General features: G+C 71.8%; 22 protein-coding genes. 13 read left to right on the forward strand and 9 right to left on the reverse strand.

The genetic code is table 11. The features are described from left to right. Positions 1-138 precede the first annotated feature (138 nt). Both ACZCAH_RS06090 and ACZCAH_RS06095 read left to right on the forward strand, forming a co-directional pair. Positions 139-615, forward strand: coding sequence for a MarR family winged helix-turn-helix transcriptional regulator (locus tag ACZCAH_RS06090; protein ID WP_464340227.1), 477 nt, complete (start codon positions 139-141; stop codon positions 613-615). 59 nt (positions 616-674) lie between these two features. Then, complete coding sequence (locus ACZCAH_RS06095; RefSeq protein ID WP_464340228.1) at positions 675-1,991, forward strand: MFS transporter; 1,317 nt, start codon at positions 675-677, stop codon at positions 1,989-1,991. A 39-nt stretch (positions 1,992-2,030) separates the two neighbouring features. Here ACZCAH_RS06095 and ACZCAH_RS06100 read toward each other — a convergent pair whose 3' ends face one another. From ACZCAH_RS06100 to ACZCAH_RS06115, 4 genes are all read right to left on the reverse strand, one after another. After that, on the reverse strand, positions 2,031-2,660 hold the full coding sequence (locus ACZCAH_RS06100) for a DinB family protein (protein ID WP_464340229.1): 630 nt from the start codon (positions 2,658-2,660) through the stop codon (positions 2,031-2,033). 53 nt (positions 2,661-2,713) lie between these two features. Then, the gene (locus ACZCAH_RS06105; RefSeq protein WP_464340230.1) at positions 2,714-3,310 is read right to left on the reverse strand and encodes a mycothiol transferase; all 597 of its coding nucleotides are present in this window, start codon (positions 3,308-3,310) and stop codon (positions 2,714-2,716) included. A gap of 157 nt (positions 3,311-3,467) precedes the next feature. Beyond that, positions 3,468-4,046 carry an SRPBCC domain-containing protein gene (locus ACZCAH_RS06110; RefSeq protein ID WP_464340231.1) on the reverse strand — a complete coding sequence of 193 codons (579 nt, stop codon included), beginning with the start codon at positions 4,044-4,046 and terminating at the stop codon, positions 3,468-3,470. A gap of 9 nt (positions 4,047-4,055) precedes the next feature. After that, entirely contained in the window at positions 4,056-4,703 is a 648-nt protein-coding gene (locus tag ACZCAH_RS06115) for a hypothetical protein (protein WP_464340232.1), read from the reverse strand. Positions 4,704-4,782: 79 nt separating this feature from the next. On the opposite strand from ACZCAH_RS06115, the gene ACZCAH_RS06120 reads away from it, so the two are divergent. Then, positions 4,783-5,757: a helix-turn-helix transcriptional regulator gene (locus tag ACZCAH_RS06120; RefSeq protein ID WP_464340233.1), complete on the forward strand. Its 975-nt coding sequence runs from the start codon at positions 4,783-4,785 to the stop codon at positions 5,755-5,757. Here ACZCAH_RS06120 and ACZCAH_RS06125 read toward each other — a convergent pair. Further along, positions 5,720-6,538 (reverse strand): sulfite exporter TauE/SafE family protein, encoded by an 819-nt coding sequence (locus tag ACZCAH_RS06125; RefSeq protein ID WP_464340234.1) that lies wholly within the window; start codon positions 6,536-6,538, stop codon positions 5,720-5,722. The two genes, ACZCAH_RS06120 and ACZCAH_RS06125, sit on opposite strands and share 38 nt — an antisense overlap. 138 nt (positions 6,539-6,676) lie before the next feature. On the opposite strand from ACZCAH_RS06125, the gene ACZCAH_RS06130 reads away from it, so the two are divergent. The 6 genes from ACZCAH_RS06130 (at position 6,677) to ACZCAH_RS06155 (ending at position 11,341) form a co-directional block, all read left to right on the forward strand. Next, positions 6,677-7,276 (forward strand): hypothetical protein, encoded by a 600-nt coding sequence (locus tag ACZCAH_RS06130; protein ID WP_464340235.1) that lies wholly within the window; start codon positions 6,677-6,679, stop codon positions 7,274-7,276. Positions 7,277-7,435: 159 nt separating this feature from the next. Beyond that, positions 7,436-7,651, forward strand: coding sequence for a hypothetical protein (locus ACZCAH_RS06135; RefSeq protein WP_464340236.1), 216 nt, complete (start codon positions 7,436-7,438; stop codon positions 7,649-7,651). Positions 7,652-7,660: 9 nt separating this feature from the next. After that, positions 7,661-8,161, forward strand: a complete 501-nt coding sequence (locus tag ACZCAH_RS06140; protein WP_464340237.1) for a DUF3592 domain-containing protein — start codon at positions 7,661-7,663, stop codon at positions 8,159-8,161. A 183-nt stretch (positions 8,162-8,344) separates the two neighbouring features. Beyond that, positions 8,345-9,160 (forward strand): ThuA domain-containing protein, encoded by an 816-nt coding sequence (locus ACZCAH_RS06145; protein WP_464340238.1) that lies wholly within the window; start codon positions 8,345-8,347, stop codon positions 9,158-9,160. After that, positions 9,157-10,320 carry a Gfo/Idh/MocA family protein gene (locus tag ACZCAH_RS06150; RefSeq protein WP_464340239.1) on the forward strand — a complete coding sequence of 388 codons (1,164 nt, stop codon included), beginning with the start codon at positions 9,157-9,159 and terminating at the stop codon, positions 10,318-10,320. Before ACZCAH_RS06145 ends, ACZCAH_RS06150 begins: the two co-directional genes overlap by 4 nt. Positions 10,321-10,360: 40 nt before the next feature. After that, complete coding sequence (locus tag ACZCAH_RS06155) at positions 10,361-11,341, forward strand: LacI family DNA-binding transcriptional regulator (protein ID WP_464340240.1); 981 nt, start codon at positions 10,361-10,363, stop codon at positions 11,339-11,341. A gap of 47 nt (positions 11,342-11,388) precedes the next feature. On the opposite strand, the gene ACZCAH_RS06160 is transcribed toward ACZCAH_RS06155, so the two are convergent. Beyond that, positions 11,389-13,827 carry a helix-turn-helix transcriptional regulator gene (locus ACZCAH_RS06160; RefSeq protein ID WP_464340241.1) on the reverse strand — a complete coding sequence of 813 codons (2,439 nt, stop codon included), beginning with the start codon at positions 13,825-13,827 and terminating at the stop codon, positions 11,389-11,391. 209 nt (positions 13,828-14,036) lie between these two features. Here ACZCAH_RS06160 and ACZCAH_RS06165 point away from each other — a divergent pair, with 209 nt between their 5' ends. Further along, complete coding sequence (locus ACZCAH_RS06165) at positions 14,037-14,687, forward strand: VOC family protein (protein WP_464340242.1); 651 nt, start codon at positions 14,037-14,039, stop codon at positions 14,685-14,687. A gap of 68 nt (positions 14,688-14,755) precedes the next feature. Next, positions 14,756-15,595: an NAD-dependent epimerase/dehydratase family protein gene (locus ACZCAH_RS06170; protein ID WP_464340243.1), complete on the forward strand. Its 840-nt coding sequence runs from the start codon at positions 14,756-14,758 to the stop codon at positions 15,593-15,595. A 60-nt stretch (positions 15,596-15,655) separates the two neighbouring features. Here ACZCAH_RS06170 and ACZCAH_RS06175 read toward each other — a convergent pair whose 3' ends face one another. The 3 genes from ACZCAH_RS06175 to ACZCAH_RS06185 all read right to left on the reverse strand — a co-directional run bounded on the left by ACZCAH_RS06175 (position 15,656) and on the right by ACZCAH_RS06185 (position 20,113). After that, positions 15,656-17,881 carry a hypothetical protein gene (locus ACZCAH_RS06175; RefSeq protein ID WP_464340244.1) on the reverse strand — a complete coding sequence of 742 codons (2,226 nt, stop codon included), beginning with the start codon at positions 17,879-17,881 and terminating at the stop codon, positions 15,656-15,658. Next, positions 17,878-19,725, reverse strand: coding sequence for an HSP90 family protein (locus tag ACZCAH_RS06180; protein ID WP_464340245.1), 1,848 nt, complete (start codon positions 19,723-19,725; stop codon positions 17,878-17,880). Before ACZCAH_RS06180 ends, ACZCAH_RS06175 begins: the two co-directional genes overlap by 4 nt. A 139-nt stretch (positions 19,726-19,864) precedes the next feature. Beyond that, a complete protein-coding gene (locus tag ACZCAH_RS06185; RefSeq protein WP_464340246.1) occupies positions 19,865-20,113 on the reverse strand; it encodes a hypothetical protein in 249 nt (82 codons plus the stop codon). A gap of 237 nt (positions 20,114-20,350) precedes the next feature. Here ACZCAH_RS06185 and ACZCAH_RS06190 point away from each other — a divergent pair, with 237 nt between their 5' ends. After that, on the forward strand, positions 20,351-20,782 hold the full coding sequence (locus tag ACZCAH_RS06190) for a (deoxy)nucleoside triphosphate pyrophosphohydrolase (protein ID WP_464340247.1): 432 nt from the start codon (positions 20,351-20,353) through the stop codon (positions 20,780-20,782). Then, positions 20,782-23,922, forward strand: a complete 3,141-nt coding sequence (locus ACZCAH_RS06195) for a DEAD/DEAH box helicase (RefSeq protein ID WP_464340248.1) — start codon at positions 20,782-20,784, stop codon at positions 23,920-23,922. The genes ACZCAH_RS06190 and ACZCAH_RS06195 overlap by 1 nt, the downstream gene beginning before the upstream one ends. Positions 23,923-23,926 lie beyond the last annotated feature (4 nt).

The following is a 23,926-nucleotide window of genomic DNA, read 5'->3' on the forward strand; positions in this document are numbered from 1 at the left end:
CTCGTCGGGCCCCGTCGTCGTCCGCTCAGAGTCGAGTGCGGATCTGCACCTCCGCATCGCACAGCCCGTCGGCCACGGGGACACCGTGGCGCCACACCCTGTTGCGATAGTTCGCATTCCTAACTACTATCGGTGGCCGTGACCAGAACCCCTGCCCCCGCTCCCCGCGACGTGGTCGCGCGGCCCTCGGCCCGTCATCCCGAGCTCCCGCAGACCCTCGCCCTCGTGTGCAGCCAGTTCGCGCGCCTCGCCGCGCGCCGCTCCGAGGTGGGCGTGGGGACGGTGTCCTGGCGGGTGGTCGCCACGATCCAGCGCCACGGGCCCCTGCGGCTGAGCGAGCTCGCCGATCGCGAGCGGGTCTCGCGCCCCACCGCGACCACGGTCATCAAGCGGCTCGAGCAGGAGGGGCTGGTGCGGCGCGATGCGGACCCGGAGGACTCCCGCTCCTCGCTGATCGGCATCACCGCGCAGGGCGCCGAGCAGCTCGCGCAGTGGCGCGACCAGCTCGCCGCCGGCGTCGGCGGGCTGCTCGAGCCGCTGCCCGAGGAGGACCTCGCCGCCCTCGACCGCGCGGCGCGGATCCTCGCCGACCTGGTGGAGACGCACGACCGCTGACGATGCCCGCCCCGGCCCTGTCCCGACCGCCCCCGCGCACCCTCCGAAGGACTCCCCGTATGACCACCGCCCCGGCCGCCGCGCGCGGCACCTCCTCCCCCACGACCTCCACCGCCCCGAACCCCGCCGCCCCCACGCTCCGGGACGCCTTCCACCAGCCGCGGGCCGTCTGGGCCATCGCCTTCGCCGCGACCGTGTCCTTCATGGGCATCGGCCTGGTCGACCCGATCCTCCCCGCGATCAGCGTGCAGCTGGACGCCTCGCCGTCCCAGGCGATGCTGCTGTTCACCAGCTATCTCGTCGTCACCGCGATCGCCATGTTCTTCACCAGCTGGCTCGCCTCCCTGCTCGGCACCAAGCGCACCCTGCTGATCGGGTTGGCCCTCGTGGTGGTCTTCGCGGCGCTCGCAGCGGCCTCCGGCTCCGTCGGCGAGATCATCGGCCTGCGCGCCGGCTGGGGCCTCGGCAACGCCCTGTTCATCTCCACCGCGCTCGCCGCGATCGTGGGCGCGACCGCGGGACCGAGCGGCGGCGCGATCATCCTTTACGAGACCGCGCTCGGGATCGGGATGGCCCTCGGGCCGCTGCTGGGCGGACTGCTCGGCTCGGTCTCCTGGCGCGCCCCCTTCGCGGGCACCGCGGTGCTGATGGGCATCGGCTTCCTCGCGATCGCCGTGCTGCTGCGGCGCGAGCCCAGGCCCGCGCACGTCTCGCCGCTCGCGGCGCTCCGCGCCCTCGGGAACCCGGCGCTGCGCACCCTCGCGCTCACCGCGATCTTCTATAACGTCGCCTTCTTCACCCTGCTCGCCTACTCCCCCTTCCCGCTCGAGGCGGCCGCTGCCGCGCGCGGTACGGCGTTCGGCGCCCTCGGGATCGGCGGGGTTTTCTTCGGCTGGGGCCTGGCTCTCGCGATCACCTCCGTGTTCGCCGCCCCGGTGCTGACCCGCCGATTCGGGCTGATCCCGACCCTGCTGACGACACTCTCCCTGCTCACCGCGCTGATGCTGGTCCTGTCGATCGCGCACACCTCGCTGCCGGGGATGATCACCCTGATCGTGATCGGCGGGCTGCTGCTCGGCGTCCTGAACACGGCCCTCACCGAGACCGTCATGGAGGCGACCGATCTGCCCCGCGGCGTGGCCAGCTCCGCGTACTCGGGCGTGCGATTCCTGGGCGGCGCGATCGCCCCGGCCGTCGCCGGGCCGCTCGCCGCCGCGACCACCGCCGGCGCCCCCTATCTGCTGGCCGCGGGCGCCCTGGTGGTGAGCATCGCGATGCTGCTGATCGGCCGACGCCACTTGGCCGCCGTCGGCCACCAGCACCATCTCACCGCCGCCGAGGAGGCGGAGGCGATCAGCGTCGGCGACGAGGCCTGAGCCGTTCCGCGGCAGCGGCCTGCGCCCCGCTCGACGCCCTCACCCCCGGTGCGCCCACAGGTCCCGCAGCAGCGCGATCTCGGCGAGGTGGTGGATGAGCTCACGGTGGATATGGGCCACGAGGGTCGCGCGGGAGTACTGGGCGAAGGGACCCTCCGCCTCGCCGACGGCGACCTGAAGGTCGTCCGCGTCCCAGCGGCGCACACCGGTGATCCAGCGCTCGTACTCGGCGTCGAACTGGGCGAGGGCCTCATCGGCCGTGGCGGCGTAGTCCCAGGTCATGTAGTCCGCGGGGGGACCGCCGTGATGGGAGGCGCTGCGGACGGCGAGGACGCCGACGATCACGTGGCCGAGTCGCCAGGCGATGGTGGTGAACGGCGCGGGGCTCGGTTCGGGATGCTCGACGTCGATGGCCATCGCGCCTCCTCCGCCCTGGATCGACGTGGGCGGCTCCTGCCCCGCGGGCACGCGCGGATGGACCGTCCAGGCCCCGCCCGTCCCGGTCGGGTCATAGAGGTACTCCTCGTCGGTGAGCCCTTCGAGGCGCGGCCGCAGCATCGCCCGCACATGGAACTCGATCTGGTCGATGAGGACGGTGGGCAGGTCGCCGTCGAGGCCGCGCGGTCCGCGCTCGGCGGGGGTCTCGGGGGCGGTGGTCTCGGAGGTCATCAGGGCTCCTTCGGTCCGGGGAGGGGGGGCAGTCGGTTCGCCGGCCGGCGGGCTCACCAGCCGGCGGGCGGCCAGGTCTCGCCGTCGGTCAGGGCGTTCAGCTCGTAGGCGCCCTTGCCGTCGATGCTCTCGCGGATCACGTCGGCCTGCCCGGCGTGGCGGGCGACCTCCTCGATCGTGTGCAGCGCGAGCCAGCGCACATTCCAGTCCTCGGCGCCGGTGTACCAGGGCGCGTCGGGCGTCGGCACGGGGGCATCGAGGTCGGCGGCGCGCAGGGCCGCCTCGAGGCGCGCCCCGGCCTGCTCGAGCGCGTCGCTCAGCGAGACGGCGCTCGCCCCGTCGGGGACGGTCAGCGAGGGATCGCTGAGATCCTCCGGCACCTCACCGGACCCGAGGATGACCGCCTCGTCCCCGACCGCGGCAGAAGCCGCACGGGCCGTGGCCCGCTCGATCTCGTGGGCGTTGCCGTCGACCACCGCGATCACGTGGTTCGCGATCGCGCCGACGCTCAGCTCCGAGGCGCTCGGAGTCGCACGCAGCTGCTGCGGATCCAGCGCGTGCAGAGTCGTGATGATCTGCTGGACCTGCTGACGGCTGAAGGCGGCGAGGCCATCGGCCTCGGTGGTGACGTTGCGGGTGAGGAACGGCATGACGGGATCCTTCCGGGGATCTGTCGCGAGGAGTCGCGCTGACAGCTCCCAGGTTCCCGTGCCGGGCGGACAAGATGTGTCCGCGAAGAACGGCGCGCGTCCCGCGCTGCTCAGATCCGCCCTGACTGGTCCACGCGCTGCTCACTCCACGCCCCGCTCAGTCCTCGCTCAGTCCCCGCTTCGCTCCCCCCGCCGCCAGCTCCGCGTACGCCGGCGCGAGGCTCATGTACTGCGCGTCCCAGACGTCAATCCCGGGCACGTCGTCGCCGGTGACCGCGCCGGTAAGGCGGTCCAGGTACCACTCCCAGCCGGGGCCGATGCTCTCGACCATCTCGCGGGGGACGTCGTGGTGGCGCAGGGCCACGCGCGTGCCGCCGCCCGCCGAGCGCGCCGCAGCGTCCGGCCCGGCCCCGTCGGCATTGTCGGCCCCGTCGGCCGCGTCGGCCAGTTCGAGCGACAGCCGCCACGTCCCCTCGCCGGCGGCGGAGCTGACCGTGAGCAGCTCCTGCGGGGTGCAGGCGTGGATCGTGTACTCGGAGGCGACGTCGTCGCCCGGCTCGGCGGTCATGGTCACCTGGACCGTCCCGCTCGCGGGATCGCCGGTGTACGTCCCGAACCAGGCGGCGAGGCGCTCGGACTCGGTGAGATGGCGCCAGACCTCGGCGCGGGCGGCGGGGACGTGACGGACCAGGACCAGGTCCGTGCCGTCGGCGGTGAGGGCTCCGGTGATCTCCATGCCCGCAGGCTACGCGGCGCGGGAGCGGATCGCCGAGAGCACGACGCCCGCGACGATGCCGAGGAGGATCAGCACGACCTGGACGATCACCCCGATCCCGTGCGGCAGCAGCAGCGCGATCAGCAGCACCAGCGCTCCGACGGCGCCGCCCACGGCGAGACCGCCCACGAACGACTCGGCCCGGGAGGCGACGGCGACCAGCAGCCCCACGATCACCACCACGGCCACGGCTTCGGCGACGACGCCGACGATCAGCACCAGCGCCGAGTTAGAGATCCCGCCGAGCGCCGGCAGCACCTGGAGCGGCTCGCCGAGCCCGACGAGCAGGCAGCCGATCAGTCCGAGCACCCGCGGGAGCGTCGGCTGCGGGACCCGCAGCAGCGAGAGGACCGCCGCGGCGAGCAGGAGCAGCAAACCGGGGACCTGCGCGAGGCGGGCCAGGAGCGAGGCCAGGGCGAGCTCACCGGCGAGGAGCAGCACGATCGCGCCGAGCACGCCGACCAGCAGCCCGCCGCCGAGGGCGAGTCCCGCGGCGTTCCACCGCTCCTGCGGACCGGCCGTCGCCCCGGCGGCGAGCGGCACCGAGACGGGAAGGGCGGTCATCACGGCGATCAGGGTCACGGCGAGGAGCTCGAGGGGCACGACGTCGAAGGACATGCCCACATGGTGCGTCATCGCGCATCGCTGTGGGGGCATGCGGACGGAATCTGTCCGCCCGGGGGCGCACACTGGCGGCATGAGCGATGTGACCACGAGGGCGCTGCGGCTGCTCGCGCTGCTGCAGTCCCGCAGCGTCTGGACGGGTCCGGAGCTGGCGGACCGCCTGGACGTGACCGTGCGGACGGTCCGCCGCGACGTGGACCGACTGCGGCAGATGGGCTACCCGGTGCTGACCTCCGCGGGGCACGGCGGCGGTTACCAGCTGGGCGCCGGCCGTGAGCTGCCGCCGCTGCTGCTCGGGGCGCAGGAGGCGCTCGCGGTCGCGGTGGGGCTCCGGCTCACGGCCGTCTCGGGGATCAGCGGACTGGACGAGGAGGCCCTGCGCGCCCTCGCGGCGCTGGACCGGATCCTGCCCCCGGAGATCCGCGCCGAGGTGCAGGCGGTGTCGGACGCGATGGACGTGATCACGAACGCGGCACCGGCCGCCAGCTCGGAGGTGCTGGTGACGCTCGCGTCGGCCGTGCGGGATCGGGTGCGGGTGCGGGTGGACTACGAGCGGGCCGACGGCGAGCGCTCCGAGCGCCGCCTGGAGCCGTATCGGGTGCTGTCGATGGAGGGTCGGTGGTACCTCTACGCCTTCGACCTCGAGCGGGAGGACTGGCGCACCTTCCGCCTGGACCGGATGCACGAGGTCGCTGCGAGCACCTTCTCCTTCATGCCGCGGGACGCCGGCGACATCGAGCAGAACGTGCGGGAGTCGATCGCGGTGCGCGGCTACGAGCGGTCGGTGACCGTGCGGATCCTCGCCCCGTACGAGCGGGTCGCCCCGCAGGTCTCGGCCCGCGCGGTCACCCTCGAGCCCGACGGTCCGGACGCCTGCATCCTGCGCGCCGGCGACGACGACCTGCGCTGGACCGCACTGCATCTCGCCCTGCTCGGGGAGGAGCTCGAGGTGATCGAGCCGCCGGAGCTGCTGGAGATCATCGGGGGGCTCGGCCGCTGGGCGGGCGAGGTCACAGCACGAGCAGAGCGAGCGCCGAGACGACCGTGAGCACGAGGACGGCCTTCTCGAAGATCCCCTGCGGGATGCGCCGCGCGACCCGGGCGCCGATGAACGCGCCGAGCAGCACCAGCGGCACCAGCATCAGGTCCATGACGAGCGTGTCGCGGGTGATCAGGCCGAGCCCGGCGGAGAACGGCAGCTTGATCACGTTGACCACGGCGAAGAACCACGCGGAGGTGCCGAGGAAGGTCAGCACCGGCATGCGCATGGCGTAGAAGTACATCGACATGACCGGCCCGCCCGCATTGGCGACCATGGTGGTGAAGCCGCCGAGCACGCCGTAGCCGGCGCGGGCGAGCGCCGAGGCCGCGGGTTTCGGATCGGCCGACGCAGCGTCGGCTGTCCCGGTGTCGGCCGACGGGGCGCGCAGCTCCTTCCGGCGGGCCGCCCGGCGTCGCCAGACGGTCACGGCGATGAGGGCCAGCAGGATCAGGCCGATGGTGGTGCGGACGGTGTCCCCGCCGACGATCGCGAAGAAGATCGTCCCCAGCACCACGCCGATCAGGACGCTGGGGATGAGGCGCACGAGGGTGCGCACGTCGGGCTCGCGCCGGTAGACCCAGAGCGCGGTCGCGTCCCCCACCATGAGCAGCAGCAGGAGGGCGGCGGTGGACTCCTTCGCCGGCAGGGCCAGCGCGAACAGTCCCACCGCGATGGTGCCACCGCCGGGCATCGCCGTCTTGGACAGGCCCACCACGAGCGCCCCGGCGCACACCAGCGCCCAGGTGGCGGGGCCGAGCGCGGGGATCAGGGCGGCGAGATCTGGCACGAGCGCCGACGCTACCAGCGCCCGCTCCGGCCCCGACGGGCGGTCCGGGAGTCCGAGAGGTCATGGGGCGCGGGAGATCCGGGGCCGACGGGTGCTCCAGGGGTGGCGGGTGTCGGCCGCCCTCCCTATCCTCGGTACATGGGGATCACGGGGGTGCGCCGCAGCGGGACGTTGCTCGTCATGCTGTCCTGGCTGCTGCTGGTCTCTCTGGTCGCGGCGCCCTCGGCCCAGGCCTGCAGCTGCACAAGCTACGACCTGGACGGGGCGATCGAGGCGGCGGACCTCATCGCGGACGTCACCGTCGAGCACAAGATCTCGGACGATGCCGGGCAGGTCACCTACTACGCGGTGGTCGACACGGTGTGGAAGGGCGAGGAGTCGCGCACGATCCGGCTCAGCACCCACTCGCAGTCCACGGCCTGCGGGCTGGGCCGCCTCGAGAAGGGCACGCGGCTGCTGCTGTGGGGGTACGGCGGCGACGGCTCCTACTCGACGACCTGGTGCGCGCTGCCACGGAACGCCCCCGACGATCTCCGCGGCGCCCTCACCGACCGGCTCGGCGAGCCCACAGACCTCACCGATCAGCCGCAGCCGCTCGAGGCGGACCGGCTGCCCCGGCCGGGCCTCGGGGTGCTGCTGGCGGCCGGGACCCTCGCGGTCGTCGCCGCGGGGGTCGGTCTGCTGCAGGTCGCCGCGGTGCTGCTGGGACTGCACCTGAACCGCCGCAGCCGTCGCTGACCGGTGCCGGCCGGCGCCGTGGCCCCTGCCCCCTGACTCACTGGCCTCCTGACCCGCTGTCTCCCTGGCCTCCCCCTCAACCAGGTAACCTCTGTGCTGGTCGACCGGTGCCGAGGGGGCGCCGACGCGGTCGACCAACATGTACTGAGGGGTGGCTCCGTGGGAGAGTTCGAACTGTTGACCGGCCTCGTCGGGCTCGCGCCGATCGCGGCCGCCGCGCGCTTCGGCATCCCGGCGTTCCGCAACCTGAAAACCTCGCAGCGGCTCGCCGAGAGCGGCACCCAGGTCGAGGGGCGCGTGGTCTCCGTGTTCCGGAAGGTCTGCGCGATCTTCGTGATCTGGGGGCTCAACTGGGTCCTCGGCGCGCTGGGCTGAGGAGGGCTCATGTCCGCAGTTCAGCTCGTCCCGCTGATGTTCCTGGTCATCCCCGGCATGATGCTGCTGGGCGCCCTGTGGAGGCTGCTCACCGCCGCGATCGAACTGCTGCGGGGTCGACGTCTCGCCGCCACCGGCCAGAAGGCCCAGGGGCGCGTGATCTCCTCGCAGTCCCATGACAGCGGCCGCGGCGACAGCTCCAGCGTCACCTACATGATCGAGACGATCGAGTTCACCTCGGATCGCGGCCGGACCGTGCGCGCGAACCCCTGGGTCGCCGAGCATCACACCGTCGACCGCAGCGGCATGACCGTCGACGTCCTCTACGACCGGGACCGCCCCGAGCGGTTCATCGCGCCGCAGAACGGCCGCGCCCTCTCCCCCGTCCGCGCGCTCAAGGGGATCGGGATCTCGCTGGCGGTCGTGGCAGTCAGCGTGTTCTTCCTCAGCCGCGTGTGGCCGATGGTCTCGAGCTTCGGCACCTTCGACCGCTTTACGGACTGGTTCTGAGGCGCGGGGCACGCCACCCCGCACCCTCTGCGCGGCCACACCTACCCCGCGCGCTTCCCCCGCACCCCCCTTGCGCCGCTCCGCGCGGGCATGGAAGCATCATCCTCGATGTCGCGTCGATTCGAATCGACGCACCCTCCATCGGCCGACCGCCGCCATCTGTTCCTCGAGGAAGAGGCCCCTGTGACCACAGTCCACCCGTCCCCCGCTACCAACCCCCTGCGGGTAACCGTCTGGGGCGAGAACCGTCATGAGCAGCGCGACGAGCGAGTGCGCGGCCACTACCCCGAGGGCATGCACGCCGCGATCCGCGACGGGATCCTCGAGAACCTCGGCGACTCCGTCACCACCCGCTTCGCGCTGCTGGACGATCCCGAGCACGGGCTCAGCGAGGAAGTCCTCGCCGAGACCGACGTGCTCACCTGGTGGGGGCACATGGCGCACGGCGAGGTGTCCGACGAGGTCGTGGACCGCGTCCAGCGCCACGTCCTCTCCGGGATGGGCCTGGTGGTGCTGCACTCCGGGCACTGGAGCAAGATCTTCGTGAAGCTCATGGGCACCACCTGCACCCTGCGCTGGCGCAACGAGTCCGACCGCGAGCTGGTGTGGACCGTGGACCCCACCCACCCGATCGCCGAGGGCGTGCCGCATCCGATCGTCATCCCCGAGCAGGAGATGTACGGCGAGCACTTCGACATCCCCACCCCGGACGAGCTGATCTTCGTCTCGTCCTTCAGCGGCGGCGAGGTGTTCCGCTCGGGCTGCACCTTCCGCCGCGGCAAGGGCAAGATCTTCTACTTCTCCCCCGGCGACCAGGACTACCCCGTGTACCACCACACCGACGTGCGCCGCGTGATCGCCAACGGCGTCTCGTGGGCACGGCCCGTGAGCCCCGTGCGGGAGGTCCCGTTCCTGGACCGCTATCCCACCGACTGGTTCCTCTCCGGCGAGGGCGGCCAGGGCGTGGGCGATGCCGAGGCCGCGGGGAAGACCGCATGACCGAGGCGCGCTCTCCCTCCGACCGCTCCGGCCCCACCGACCCTTCTGACTCTCGCGTCCGTGTCGTCGTGGTCGGCGCGGGCGGCATGGGCCGCGCCTGGATCCGCACGGTGCTCGACTCCGACGCGGCCCGGCTCGTCGGCGTCGCCGACGTCGTGCCCGGTGCGGCCGGACGCGCCGTGCAGGACGTGATCGAGGACCCGTCGGCGCGCGAGCGGATCGCCGTCGGCACAGACGGGACCGAGATCGCGCTCGCGACCGGCGCGGAGGCGGTCATCGACGTGACCGTGCCGGAGGCGCACCACTCGGTGACCGCCGCGGCCCTGCAGGCCGGCCTGCACGTGCTCGGCGAGAAGCCGTGCGCGGCGACCCTCGCCGAGGCGGTGTCGCTCGCCGGGCACGCCGAGGCGAGCGGGAAGCTGTTCATGGTCTCCCAGTCCCGCCGCTACAACCCGCACCTGCACGAGGCGCGGCGCCTGGCCGACGCCCTCGGCGGCTCGGGCATCGTCGCGACCAGCTTCTTCAAGGCGCCGCACTTCGGCGGGTTCCGCGACGAGATGCACCACCCGCTGATCGTGGACATGGCCATCCACGCCTTCGACGCGGCGCGGGTGCTGATCGAGGGCAGCCCCGTCGCGGTCCGCGCGATCTCCCACAACCCCTCTTGGAGCTGGTACGCGGGAGATGCGGCGGCGACCGTGCACGTCACCTACGACTCGGGCGCGGTGCACGCCTTCACCGGCTCCTGGTGCTCGCCCGGCCAGGAGACCAGCTGGAACGGCGACTGGCGGATCAGCTGCGCGGGCGGCACCGTGACCTGGGACGGCGAGAACGTCCCGCGCTCCGTCGCCGCGGAGGGCGCGGTGGCCGAGGGCACGGCGCCGTCGGCCGCGGAGCGCTGGGAGCTCGCGGGCTCGCTCGCCGACTTCTGCGCCGCGCTGCGCGGCGGGCCGGTGCCCGCCGGGGAGGTGCACGGGAACGTGTGGACGCAGGCGATCGTCGAGGCGGCGGTCCGCTCGTCCGACGAGGACCGCACGGTCCAGCTCGCCGAGGTGCTCGACCAGGCGCTCGCGCAGGCCCGCGAGATGCCCGGCCCGGAGGCCGTCCGCGCGGCGCTCTCGCGATGGGAGGATGGCGCGAGCGGCCTGAGGGCTGGGTGAGCGGACGAACCGGGGCCTCCTCGGGGAGCGGGGAGCTGCGGTGGTGAAGCGGTCGGCGCCGACGAGCCAGGACGTGGCGCGGCTGGCCGGTGTCTCGCAGTCCACCGTGAGCTACGCCCTCACGGGGGCGCGGCCGATCTCCGAGGAGACGCGGCGGCGCATCGAGGCGGCGATCGAGGAGCTCGGCTACCACCCGAACTCCGGGGCACGCACGCTGCGCTCGCGCCGCTCCGGGGTGATCGGCCTGATGGTCCCGGCGAGCGCGCCCCGTCCCGTCGGGCCGATGCCGTTCCTGGTCGCGATCTCGCAGGAGGCCCGCCGCTTCGACCTGGACGTGCTGGTGGTGACGGCCGACGAGGGCGCCGCCGGGGTGCGGCGGGTCGCAGGCACCGGCCTGTGCGACGGGCTGATCCTCATGGAGGTGTCACGGCAGGACGACCGGCTGGATGCGGTCGCGGCCTCGGGGCTGGCCTGCGTGTCGCTCGGCAAGCCGGATGCGGTGCCGGGGGCGTCCGTGGTCGACCTGGACTTCGAGCTGCTCGGGACGATGGTGGTCGAGGGCGCGCTCGCGGCAGGCTGTGCGCGGCTGCTGCTCTTCGGGCACCTGGACGCGAAGAGCCGTCGCAATGAGGTCTCCCGCTTCCTGCGGGGGCTGCGCGCCGCGGCGCCGGACGAGCTCGAGGTGGTGATCGCCCCGGGCTCCCCGGAGGAGGTGGTCGCCCTCGACGCGTCGTTCGACGCGGCCGGGGGCCGGACCGCCCTGTTCGGGCTGTCGCAGGAACAGGAGCTGCTGTTCGCCCTGGCCCTCGCGGGGCGGCTGGGCCGCGAGGACCGCGTGGTGATCTCCTTCGCCGACCAGCCGCTGGAGGGGGTGGGCGGCCCGGTCGCCACGCTGCCCCGGCTCACCCCGCGCCAGGCCGACGTGAGCGCGCTCGCGGTGCGGGAGCTGGTCCGGCTGCTGCGCGAGCCAGGGGCGGAGCCGCGCACGACGCTGCTCCCGCCCGCCTGGGCGGGTCAGTAGGGCGGTCGCGCCGGGCGGGCCGAGCCGTTGCGGCCGACGCGTCGGGCTCAGAGCCGCCAGTGATCGGCGGCGGCGAGCGCCTCGTCCCGGTTGGAGGCGCCGAGCTTCCGCATCAGGGTGAGCCGGTGGGACTTCACGGTGTTCACCGAGACGAACATGGCCTCGGCCATCTCGGGATTGGTCGCACCCTGGCGCAGCAGCTCGAGCACCTCCCGCTCGCGCTCCGACAGGTCGAAGGGGCGGCGCGCGAAGTTCCCCGCGAAGCGCATGGCCCGCTCGAGGTGCAGGGTGTCGCCCCCGGGTACCTCCTGGGCGAGGCGCATCAGCTCGGTGATCTCCGCCCCGGTGGCATGGCCGAGCACATAGAGGCCCAGGTCGCGACGCGGGGCGAGAGCGGCGGCCTTCCCGAGGGCGACCCGCACGCTGGGCAGCCTCCCCTCGCGCAGCGCGTAGAGGGCCTCCATGAGCAGGACCGTGAACTCGGTGCGCGGGTAGAACAGCCGGCCGGGCACGGGAGCGGCGGGCAGGAAGCCGGGACTCGGCAGGGGCCGCCCCACGTGACGGGCCAGGAAATCGGTGATCCGCTGCATCTGGCTGTGCGCCGACTGCGCGACGTGCGCAGGGACGGAGAGCGTGGCGCGCTCGTAGGCCTTCGCACAGGTCTCGAGCTTCGACGCGGCGTGCCGGTAGACGGCGATGTGCGCGCGCATGAGCTGCAGGAGCGGCAGTCCCTCGGGATCGGGAAGCCGCTCCGAGGCGGCCTCGAGGTATCCGTCGGCCGCCTCGAAGTCGCCCTCGTCCATCGCCTCCCACATGAAGCACATCGCGGCGACCAGCACGTCGATGTCGCGGTGCAGGCGCTGGGACCCGGCGAGCAGGGGCTCGGGGTCCAGGCCGTCCTCGAGTCCGCGGGCGCGATGGTCGTGGAGGATCACGCGCAGCGCCGACTCCGTGCGGACCCCCTGCGGGTCGAGCCGCGCCGGATCAGTCTCGATCACCTGGACCACGAACCGCGCGATCTCCGCGGCAGAGATCGCATTGCCGCTGCGGAAGGCCGTGTCCACCACGAGCAGCAACACGCAGACATCCCGGGGACGGGCGGCCTCGGCGGCCTCCGTGCCGGCGAGGTCCTCGAGCAGATGCCGCAGACGGGTGAACACCTCGATCATCCCCTCGCGCTCGCCCGCGTAGAGGGCGAGCGCGAACGCGTGGGCGAGGTGCCCCAGGCGCTCCCACGGGGCGTCCGGCTCGGACGCCTCGAGATGGGTGCGCAGGGCGCGCAGCGCGGCGCGCAGGGAGACCGGGGACTCCGCGCGGTGCGGGCTGAGCCGCAACCGGGCCAGCAGCAGCGACGCATGCTCCTCGAGGGAGAGCGGGCTGATCCGCTGCAGAGGAGCCCACAGCGGGGACTGCGAGTTCGGCAGCAGGTACCAGATCTCCTCCGCCAGCAGTTCCTCCGCTTCGGCGAGCTTCCCGCGGGAGACCAGGGCCGTGATGAGCAGCTCCTCGTCGCCGGTGCGGCGCGCCGCCTCGACCAGGCGATGGTCGAGCTCGAGGGTCGGGGTGGAGCGGCTGAGCGCCGAGTGCAGCAGCATCTGGCGGATCGACTCGTCCCAGCGGAAGACCCGCACCTGCAGTCCGTCGTGCCACACGCGGGTGCCGAGACCGAGGGCGACCATCCGCTCGAGGTATCGGTCGGCGGTGGCGGGGTCGGTGAGCGCCTCCGCCTCGCGGGTGGTGATCCGAGGGGTCTGCACGACGAGGCCGAGGAAGAGGGCGAAGGGAGCCGGCCCCCATGTGCCGGCACCGGTCATGAGGTAGGCGGCGAGGGCTCGGTCACGGGTGATCAGGCCCGCGGCGGCGTCGACGGGCAGAGCATCGAGGCTGGCGAGGATCATGCCGGGGTGGCCGTGGGTGGCCCGCCGGAGGGCGGTGGCGGCCTGCTCGGACAGTTCGACACCGCGCTCGGCGACGAGGGCGCGGGTCTCCTCGAGGGTGAGCTGGGCATCGCCCTCGTCGAGCACCGTGAAGTAGTGGCCGAGCTGCTCGGCCCGGCGGACGAGCGGAGACATGTCCACACCGACCATGAGCAGCCGAACACCGGCGGGGAGAAGTGCGAGCGCGGCGTAGAAGACGTCGACGGGAAGATGATCGGCCTGGAGGATGCCGATCGAGACGGGCCGACCGAGATCGCGCAGGATCCGGGAGGTTCCGTCGCGGAGATGCTCCTCGTCCAGGGAGAGCTCCCCGGCGCCCTCCCCGAGTTTGTGCCGGAGCCCGGTCACCAGCAGTTGCAGCCGATCGGGCCGGTGCAGAGGGATCTGGCGGGCGTCGAAGAGCAGCCGGATCTCGCCGGACTCCGAGACGGCCTGGCTCTCCCACTGGTGCAGCACGGTCGAGCGCCCGCTGCCGGGCACCGCCTCGAAGAACAGCAGCGGGGAGGCGGCGTCGAGCGCATCGAGCAGCCGACGATGGAACACGCGCACCCTCCCCTCGTTCCCCCGCGGATCGGTCGGCGCGGGGATATCTCGCGGCCCCGAGATCCCTCTCGGGTCCGCGCGAGTCTCCGCCCCGTGAGCAGACATTGCATCACGGAGGGCTCACACGTAATGGGTCACGACTCGCGGTCGTGGACACGTGCACGTGGGGGGGGGGGGAGCGATCCGGCACCACCGCGCGGGCTATCGTCGGGGCCATGAACGTTCCCCCGCTGCTGGACCACATCGTCATCGCCGGCCCGTCCCTCGAGGAGCTCGTCGGCTGGTTCCGCGATCTCACCGGCGTGACCGCCGCACCGGGCGGGAGCCACCCCGTCGGCACCGCGAACGCGCTGGTCGCCCTCACCGTCGGCGGCGAGCGCCGGCCCCACTACCTCGAGCTGGTCGGTCCGGACCCGGAGCGGGAGGGCGAGGCGCTGCCGAAGCTGTTCAACATCCACCGGCTGCGGAAGCCGACGCTCATCACCTACGCCGCGCATCCCGGCGACCTCGACGGCGTCGTCGCGGCAGCACGGGCCGGCGGCGTGGAGCTCGGCGACCCGCAGTCTCTCTCCCGCACCACCCCCTCCGGCGACACCCTGCAGTGGCGCCTCACCCAGGCCCCGCCGCCCATCAATTACGGCCTGCCGTTCCTCATCGACTGGGGCACCGCGGACCAGCCCGGGCTCGGCGACCTCCCCACCCTCGAGCTGGTCTCCTTCGCCCGGATCGAGGTCAACCCCGAGCCGCTGCGCGAGGCCACCGCCGCGCTCGGCCTCGGCGACGCCCTCGCCGAGATCCGCGAGGGCCAGGGCAGCCGTTTCGAGCTCGTGCTGCGCACGGAGGACGGGCGCGAGATCACGATCTGAGGGCCGGCGCCGGCCGCTCTCGACGGTCGCCGGTGGCCGCCCGGCGGCCCACGGTGCAGGATGTGCGCATGAGAATCGCGGTGACCGGTGGATCCGGCAAGCTGGGACGTTCGGTGGTGCGCGACCTGCGCGAGCACGGGCACCAGGTGGTGAACCTCGACCGGGCCGGTGAACGCGGCTCCGGGTTCGTGCAGATCGACCTCCGGGACGCGGGTCAGGTGCTCGACGCCCTCACCGGCATCGACGAGCAGGCACCGCAGGGATTCGACGCGCTCGTGCATCTCAGCGCGATCCCCGCGCCGGGTCTCGCCCCGAACTCGGCGACCTTCCAGAACAACATGGTCAGCACGTACAACGTGCTGAACGCCGCGCTGAAGGCGGGGATCCGCAACGTGGTCACCGCCTCGAGCGAGACGGTGCTGGGCCTGCCCTTCGACACCCCGCCGCCGTACATCCCGGTGGACGAGGAGTACGAGGCCCGGCCCGAGTCCCACTACTCGCTGTCCAAGCACCTCGAGGAGCAGCTCGCGATCCAGCTGTGCCGCTGGCATCCGGACCTGAAGGTCATCGCGCTGCGCTTCTCGAACGTCATGGACGAGGCGGACTACGAGCGCTTCCCCGCCTTCGACGCCGACGCCACGGCGCGCAAGTGGAACCTGTGGGGCTACGTGGACGGCCGCGACGCCGCCCAGGCCGTGCGCCGCTCCCTGGACCACGACGGGACCGGCTTCGACCGCTTCATCGTCGCCGCGGCCGACACCGTCATGACCCGCGACAACCGCGAGCTCGTCGCCGAGGTGTTCCCCGATGTCCCCGTGCACGGCGACATCGCCGGCAACGGCACCCTGCTCTCGATCGACAAGGCTCGGAGAGTGCTCGGCTACGCGCCGGAGCACACCTGGCGGTAGTCGGCCGGGCGGGGGGCGACGCGGAGCCCGTCGGCCGTCGGTCCGCCGCCCCGACCGCCCTCACCCCCCGGCGAAGAACCTCTCCTCCAGCAGCGCGGACTGCACCGTGTTCCCGTTCCGGCGGTCGAGGGCCGCGGCGATCTGGCGCGCGTCCTCACGCAGCCTCGCACCGCGCTCGTCCTCCGGTGCGTGGTCGAGCAGGAGGCGCGCCGCTCCGGCGAAGGTGTCGAGGCGGGTCGGGTCCCCCGGGGTCGTGGCGGCGAGGGCGGCCTCGAGCACCCAGCCCCGCGCCCGCGGATCGTGGGCGGCGATCTCGAGCAGTACCGACCGCGGCAGGTCCCCGAACTCCTCGAGGTCCCGGTCGACCGTCTCGAGCTGCGCGATGACCGCGGCGACGTACTCCTCCGCGGACTTCCCCGCCCTCAGCGCGGACCACGTCAGCCAGGCGTACGCCGCCCGCTGCTGCGCCGGGTCGTGGGACCGGTTCAGCACGCCCTCGACGAGCCCCGGGACGGTGCCGGGATCCACCGGCGCGAGGATCCGCGCCAGGTCGAGATGCACGTCGAAGGGGTCGACGTCGCCCGCCTCGGCCTCGAGGCGGGAGCGGACCTCCTCGATCCGCGGACCGATCTCCGTGCGCCGTCCGAGGTGGGCCGCCCGGGCGAGCTCGGCCACGGCGAGCGGCGTGGTGGGCATACCGGTCACGGCGCGCAGCTCCGTCTCCGTGGAGATGATCTCCGCGATGCGCTCGAGAGTGATCGAGGGCAGGTCCAGGGCGGTGAGGATCACCGGCACGAAGAGTCCCGCGGCGGCCTTCTCGAGGGACGGGTCGATGCCGTCCGGGGCGAGGATCTGGGCGCTCTGCGCCCGCGGGTAGCGCTGCACGATCGCCTCGTGGTCGCCGGCCTGGTAGGCGTGGATGGCGTGCATGAGGTGGGCGGTGAACTCCGCCATCGGCATCCTGAGCTCGCGGGCACGGGTGATTGTGGCGGCGACGAGCGCCTCGGCCTCCTCCGCGGACCCGGCCCCCAGGACCGACGACGACTGCTCGTGCAGCGCGACGTAGCGGTCCGTGAGCGAGATGGGGACGGCATCGAACGTCACCGGTGTGGTGCGCCGCGAGATCCACCCCGCGCGCAGGATCCGCTCGGCGCGGTCCTGCGGGTCGGCGTCGGCCCCGGGACCGACGCCGTCGACGATCGCAGCGGGCGGCAGGCCGGCGAACCAGAAGCGTTGCAGCTCGCGGGTGTGGACGTCGGTCCCGCCTCGGGCGTCGTGCGCCGCGGCGGCCTCCGTGGCCAGGGCGCGCAGCAGTGCCGCCTCCTCGCCGTCGGGCTCCTCGAGGGACCGGCTGCGGGCGAGAGCGGCCTGGAGCTGCCAGTTGACGTGGTCGAGCCGGCTGTTCTCGAGGCCGAAGTCGGCGGCGAGTCGGGCCTCCTCCGGCCGATGCTCCACCACCAGCAGCAGGTCCTCGATCTCCGCGGAGCGGATGAGGCGCTCGATGCCGAACTGATCGAGCAGCTCGTCGCCGATCCTGGCGGCGACGTCCCACCTCCCCGCCCGCGCGGACAGCGAACCGAACGTGGTGCGCAGCAGCACGAGCTGGGTGTGGTCGTCCCGGTCCACGTCGATCGGTCCGGGCGGGACGCCCATCGCCGTGAACCGACGGGCGAGCGTCGCCGCGGCCAGCCCGGGATCGACGCCTTCGAGGATCATCATCTCGAAGGTCACGGTGTTGGCGTCGAAGGGGGGCCACTCGGGGCTGCCGATGCCCTGCCACTGGTCCAGCAGGGCCAGGGCGCGCTCCGGCTCCCCGAACCCGGCGGCGAGGAGGGCCCGCGCGAGGGTCACGTTCGAGAGGTCGAAGCCGTGCGCGATCGTCGGCCTCTCCACGAGATCGACGACGCGCTCGAGCTGGTCGCGCGGGACCGACGGGTCCTCCCCCACCGTGACCACCAGGTCGGCGACCGAGCCGAGGAACCGCTTCAGGTTCTCGGGGTGGATGTGGTCGCCGTAGCGGCCGACGATCTGCATCAGTCGCGCATAGGCGTCGAGGGCCTCCAACGGTTTGCCGCCCTGGCTGTAGATCGAGTACTGGCCGAAGCGTCCGCTGGCCGCGAGGTGGGGCACGCCCTCCGCCTCGCAGGCCGCGATCTGCTCCTCCCAGGCGCGGACCGTGCCGAGGTCATCGGGCATGTCCCAGAGCTCGCTGCTGCGGTCGATCAGCGCGCGCACGCGCTGGGCCTGCTCGCCGGTGAGTCCTGCGACCTGGTCGTACCGGATCATGCTCGTCCCCGTTCGTCGGTGGTGTCGTTCTCGGTGGTGCGGTCTTCAGTGGTGCGGTCCTCGGGGCGCGCCGCCGCCAGCAGCAGCGTCTCCAGGGCGACGGCCAGGCCCGCCTGCTCCTCCGCGTGCAGGCGGATGCCGGCCTGGAGCAGGCTCAGCAGGTGCAGGGCGCGGATCGCCTCGTCCCGGGCCGACGGGGCGAGCCGGCCGCCGAGGGCGCGCACCGCCTCGCCTCGGAGGTTCAGCACGAGCGCCGGCCGGGGGTCGACGGGGGGTGCGGGGCCGACGGGGGCTCCGCCGCCGAGCAGGTCGGCCCACGGGTCGTCGTCGGCCTCCTCGAACACGAAGCCGGCGGCTCGGCCCGGCACATGGAGCACCAGCTGGGTCGCCGGGCGGAAGGCCCGCACGTCGACGGCGACGCCGAGCGGGTCGAGCACGGCCCGCGCGGCATCGCCGATCCGCTCGGCGAGGCCCGCGTCCTCGTCGCGGGGCTCAGGCAGGTCCTCCAGCAGCCGCGACAGCTCGAACTCGCGCGCCGTCAGGCGGGTCTGCGATGCGCCGTACGCCTCGAGCATCGCCCCGCCGTGCGTATAGGCGCCGTTGACGAGCAGCCCGCCCTGCGCCTGCACCAGCGGCGCATAGGTGGAGAACTCGCGGTCGTCGGTGGTGAAGGTGATGCGGGAGGGCATCTCCACCAGGCGCAGCAGGCCGGCGCTGGTCTCCCAGGTGAGGTGGCGGGCGACGAACTCGAGCATCTCCGCGTGCGCGACGGCCAGGGCGATGAGGCTCTGCCCGTGCACGTCGACGAACCGCGTGAAGACCGGGGGGTCCCCGGCGGCGAGCTGCTCGATGCCCGCGCGGATCTGGCGGCCGATCCCCTCGCGGGCGGTGGTGAGGGAGCCGGACTCGTGCAGCGACTCGCGGGAGGCGGTGAGCCCGAGGGATCCCGCCTCGAGCGCGACGCGGGCGAAGGTGACCCACTCGGGGACCAGCTGGGTGTTGTCCGAGGCGACGGACATGCCGTGGGAGAACACGCGGTCCCCGGCGCGTCCCCGCCCGGGCGTTGCCTGAGGGGTCACGAAGGCGACGCCGCGGACGCCGAGCATCGGCACGTCCAGCGGGATGCTCGCGAGCGGGGTGAAGCCGAAAGCGTCCATGCACCAGTCGGCGGCGGCGGGCTCGGACAGGTCCCAGGGGGCGGTGTTCCCGCTGACGGGTGTCGGTGGGGCGGTGTCGCCGACGACGGCCACAGTGATCGGGACGGCGAGGAGGCTCGCGTACTCCTCGGCGAGACGGGTGACGCGCTCGGCGCCGACCCATTCCACCTCGTCCTCGCGCACGTGCACGCGCACCTCGGTGCCGGGCTCGGCGAGGGGTTCCGGGGCGGGCGTCACGGTGAAGGTGCCGTCGCCGCGGCCCACCCAGCGCATGGTCCGCGCGTCCGGCTCGCGGGCGCTGCGGGAGGTCACCTCGATCTCGTCGGCGACGAGGAAGCAGGACAGCAGGCCGATCCCGAACTGCCCGAGGAACTCGCGCCGCGCCGCCGCGAGCTCCTCCCGCTTGCTGGACGCGCCGATGGTGGACAGCAGGCTGCGCGCCTCCGCCTCGGTGAGGCCGACGCCGTGATCCCGCACGGTGAGCGCGCCCTCGGCGGGGTCCACGACCAGCTCGATCGGCGGCAACGGAGCTCCGTGCTCATCGCTCCCACTGCGCGCGACAACGGCGTCCCGCGCGTTCTGGATCAGCTCGCGCACGTACACGCGCGGGCTCGAGTAGAGGTTGTGCGACAGGATCTCGACGATCCCCCGCAGGTCGACCTGGAAGTTCTCCGTGGCGGGCGGCATGGGGGAAGGGTACGGGGCGGTGGGGGCGATAGGCCGATGTCGTCGGGACAACGAGCGTCCCACCAGGACGCGTTGACCTCGGCGAGGGGGCTCACCGAGATCTAGGGGGTCCGCGGGGAGCTGGGCGTTCGCCGCGACGTCAGCGCTCCGCGTGGCGCCCGCAGACCTGCGCGGCCGTCATGACTCCGCCGACGGTCAGCCACGACAAGATCGCGACCGCCGAGACGGCCGAGCCGATCGACAGGACCGAGGCGAATGATCCGATCGAACCGATCGACAGCGCCGAGCCGACGCTACCGATCGAGAGCACCGAGTTCTTCGAGCAGATCGAGAGGACCGAGCCTTCGGAGCGGTAGGAGAGGACGGACGGCTGCGGGGTGCGGGGCATGTCGGGCCTCCGAGTGAGCGCGGGGTGGTGGGGCCACTCTCGCCGGTGATGGGGTGGGTAGCAAGGGGTCGTAGGTAACGCTCGCCCGATGTCAACGCTGGCCCTCCCTGCCCACAGCCCGAGGGTGACCCCTTCTTCTTCCGCCGTCGTCAGGAACCCGATCTCGTGAGTGCTCAGCGCACTCGTCGGCAGCCGTCCGTAGGATCAACACTGTCGGTGAACTGCTAAGGAGCAACCGTGGGGGAAAGTCCAGTCATCCGCGTCGTTGGGGCCATCGTGGAACGTGACGGCGCCGTGTTCGCCGCCCGGCGCAACGCCGATCGGAGCGCTGGTGGCCTGTGGGAGTTCCCGGGCGGCAAGGTGGAGCCGGGCGAGTCTCCCGAGGCCGCTCTGCGACGCGAGTTGCGGGAAGAGCTCGGAGTCGACGTCACCGTCGGCCCTTTCGTCGACCGGAGCCTGAGCGATGTCGGCACCGCACGCATCGAGCTCTCCTGCTACGCCGCACAGTTCGAGGGAGACGACCCTTCTGCCAGCAGCGATCACGACGCGATGCAGTGGGTCCCCCTCGCTGAGTTGTCGTCACTGCAATGGGCGCCGGGAGATGTTCCGTTGCTCGCGGGCTTGCCCGAGCGGCTGATTTCTCTTCGACACAACTCCGAGGCGGAGTAATGGAGGCAGAGCAGGCCCTCGATCCAGGGCTCTACGAACTGCTCCTCACCACCGGCCTGACCGACGCCGTACGGTCGACGGAGGCGCGCGGATTCCTCACGCCGACCGATGACGTGGACGATGCTGATGTTGCGCACATCCTTACTCAGCACGTCGCACGGACCGTGGAGCAGGCGCTGAGAATCGCTCCGCGTGGAGAGCGCATCGCGCTCGCAAACCGTGTGCTCTCTGCACTCCCCGCCGCAGTGCCGGATCCCTCTGTGTCTCCGGGTCCCCGGCTCCTCACGTCGGTGACGGCCCCCGAGGCACCTCTGATGCCGCGTCCCTCGACGCCTCTCAGCGACGTCGCCCTCTTCACCAATTCCCGGATGGACCCCCAACTCGGGTCGGAGCTGCGTCTCGAGATGGCGAGCGCTGATCGCATCGATCTGCTGTGTGCATTCGTGCAATGGAGCGGGATTCGAGTCCTGGAGTCTGCGCTGCGCGAGGCCTCAGAACGCGGTGTGCCCATTCGTGTGCTCACGACAACGTATATCGGCGCCACCGACCGAAAGGCGTTGGATTACTTCGTACGCTCGCTGAACGCCGAGGTGCGAGTCAACTACGACGCCCAATCCACGCACCTCCATGCGAAGGCGTGGATGTTCCATCGCTCCAGCGGGTACACCACCGCCTACGTGGGCAGCTCCAACATGAGCCGCGCTGCTCTGGTTGATGGGCTCGAGTGGAACGTGCGCCTGTCCCATCTGGCGACGCCGAGCCTGGTGGACAAGTTCGAGTCCACCTTCGAGACGTACTGGGATGACGCAGCCTTCGCTCCCTATGACCCGGACGCCGACGCCGAGTACCTCGACGCACTTCTCGCGAAGAACAGCGGGCGCACCGCCTCGACAGCCCTGTCGATCAGCCATCTTGACGTGCGGCCGTACCCGCATCAGATCGAGATGCTCGATGACCTCTCGGCGGAACGGGAAGTCCACCACCGCCATCGCAACTTGCTGGTCGCGGCAACGGGGACCGGCAAGACCGTGGTGGCGGCGCTGGACTACAAGCGCCTGCGGGCGTCGGAGGACGACCAGCCAACGACCCTCTTTCTCGCGCACCGCAGGGAGATCCTCGAGCAGTCTCTGAGGACCTATCGCGACGTTCTCAAGGATGGCGCGTTCGGGGAGCTCTTCGTCGGCGGGCACAAGCCTCTCCGGCGTCGACACGTCTTCGCCTCGATCCAGTCGCTGCAGCAGCCCGGTGAGCTGGAGCGGTGGGCACGCGACCACTTCGACATCATCGTCATGGACGAGTTCCACCACGCCGAGGCCGCGACGTACCGCAAGGTCCTCGACTACTTCACGCCGCGGGAACTGCTCGGTCTCACCGCGACGCCCGAGCGGGCCGACGGGGTCGACGTGGCGCAAGCGTTCTTCGACGGTCGCGTGGCAAGCGAGCTGCGCCTCTGGGACGCCCTCAGCGCCGATCTCCTCGTCCCGTTCCACTACTTCGGGATCGCCGACGACGTGGATCTCCGCGAGGTCCGCTTCTCTCGCGGCTCGTACAACATCGACCAGTTGAACTCGGTGTACACCGGGAATGATGCGCGAGCGGGCAAAATCCTCTCTGCTGTGCGAGACAAGGTCACCGACCCCCGTCAGATGAAGGCCCTGGGCTTCTGCGTCAGCGTCGACCACGCGCACTACATGGCCGATGTCTTCACCCGTGCCGGTCTCCCCTCGCTGGCCCTCACCGGGGCTTCCGGGTCGGACGAGCGTCGGGACGGACTGGCGAAGCTTCGCAGCGGCGAGATCGTGTGCCTCTTCGCGGTCGACCTCTTCAACGAGGGCCTCGACATTCCGCTAATCGACACCGTTCTCATGCTGCGGCCGACGCAATCAGCCACGATCTTCCTGCAGCAGCTCGGGCGCGGCCTGCGTCGAGCGGAGAACAAGGCTGTGCTCACGGTCCTCGACTTCGTGGGCCTGCAAAACGAGAACTTCCGCTTCGACTTGAAGTACCGAGCTCTCACTGGACTCTCACGCAACAAGCTTGAGCGCAGTATCCGTGACGGCTTCCCGTTCCTCCCTCCCGGGACGCAGATCGTCTTCGACCGCGTCGCACAAGACATCGTGCTCTCGAACGTGAAGAAGCAGCTCAAGCTGTCGACCCGGGACCTGGTTGCTGACGTGCGCCAACACAAGTCGGAGGAAGTTGCACCTGGGGGCTACGCCCTGGGGTCCTACTTGCATGCGGCCGAGCGATCGCTCGCCGATGTGTACGCGCCTGGCACTCGCAGCCTTGCCGGGGAGAAACGGTCGGCGTCGTGGTCCACACTCGTCGACTGGGCGTTCCCCGCCTCCACCGACGAGGGGTTTTCGGACCAGGCCGACGCTCTCCTGCGCCGAGTCGGCACCCTTACGCATGTGGACGATCCCGAGCGGATTCGCGCCTACCGTCGCTTGCTGACGACACCATCGCTTCCGACCGACGCCGAGACAGACCTTTATGCGGCCATGCTCGTGTTCTCCTTCTGGCCAGCGGGCGAGCAGGGAGTCCGGGTGGGGCTCGAGACTATCCGCGCATACCCCCAGGTTGTCGCAGAGATGCTTGATCTCCTGGTCTACCAGGAGCAGGCATCCCGGGTTCTACCAGAGCCGCTCAGCGGATCCGCAGCTCGCTCGCCGCTGCGCTCCCATGCGCGATATTCCCGAGAGGAACTTCTCGCGGGTTTCGGCCTCGGCACTCTCGACAAGGGGACTCCGGGATCTATTCGCGAGGGGGTGAAGTGGCTTCCCACGCTCGGCGTGGACGCCCTCCTGGTGACGCTTAAGAAGTCAGAGGCCGACTACTCCCCCACGACGATGTACCGCGACTTTGCCATCAACCAGGAGCTATTCCACTGGGAGTCGCAGAGCACGACCAACGCGGACAGCCCTACCGGGCAGCGATACATCAACCACTCGTCGCGCGGCACGAGCGTCGTCCTCTTCGTGCGGCGTGCGAAAACCGGCGACATCGGAACTGAGCCCTACACCTGCCTCGGCACGGCTCAGTTCCAGCACGCGACTGGGACGCGACCGATGCAGATCGTATGGAAGTTGGACCGGACGATGCCCGTCGATCTGTTCATGGAGGCCCGAGCGGTGGCGTGAGCAG

The organism is Brachybacterium sp. B718/18 (assembly GCF_055454375.1).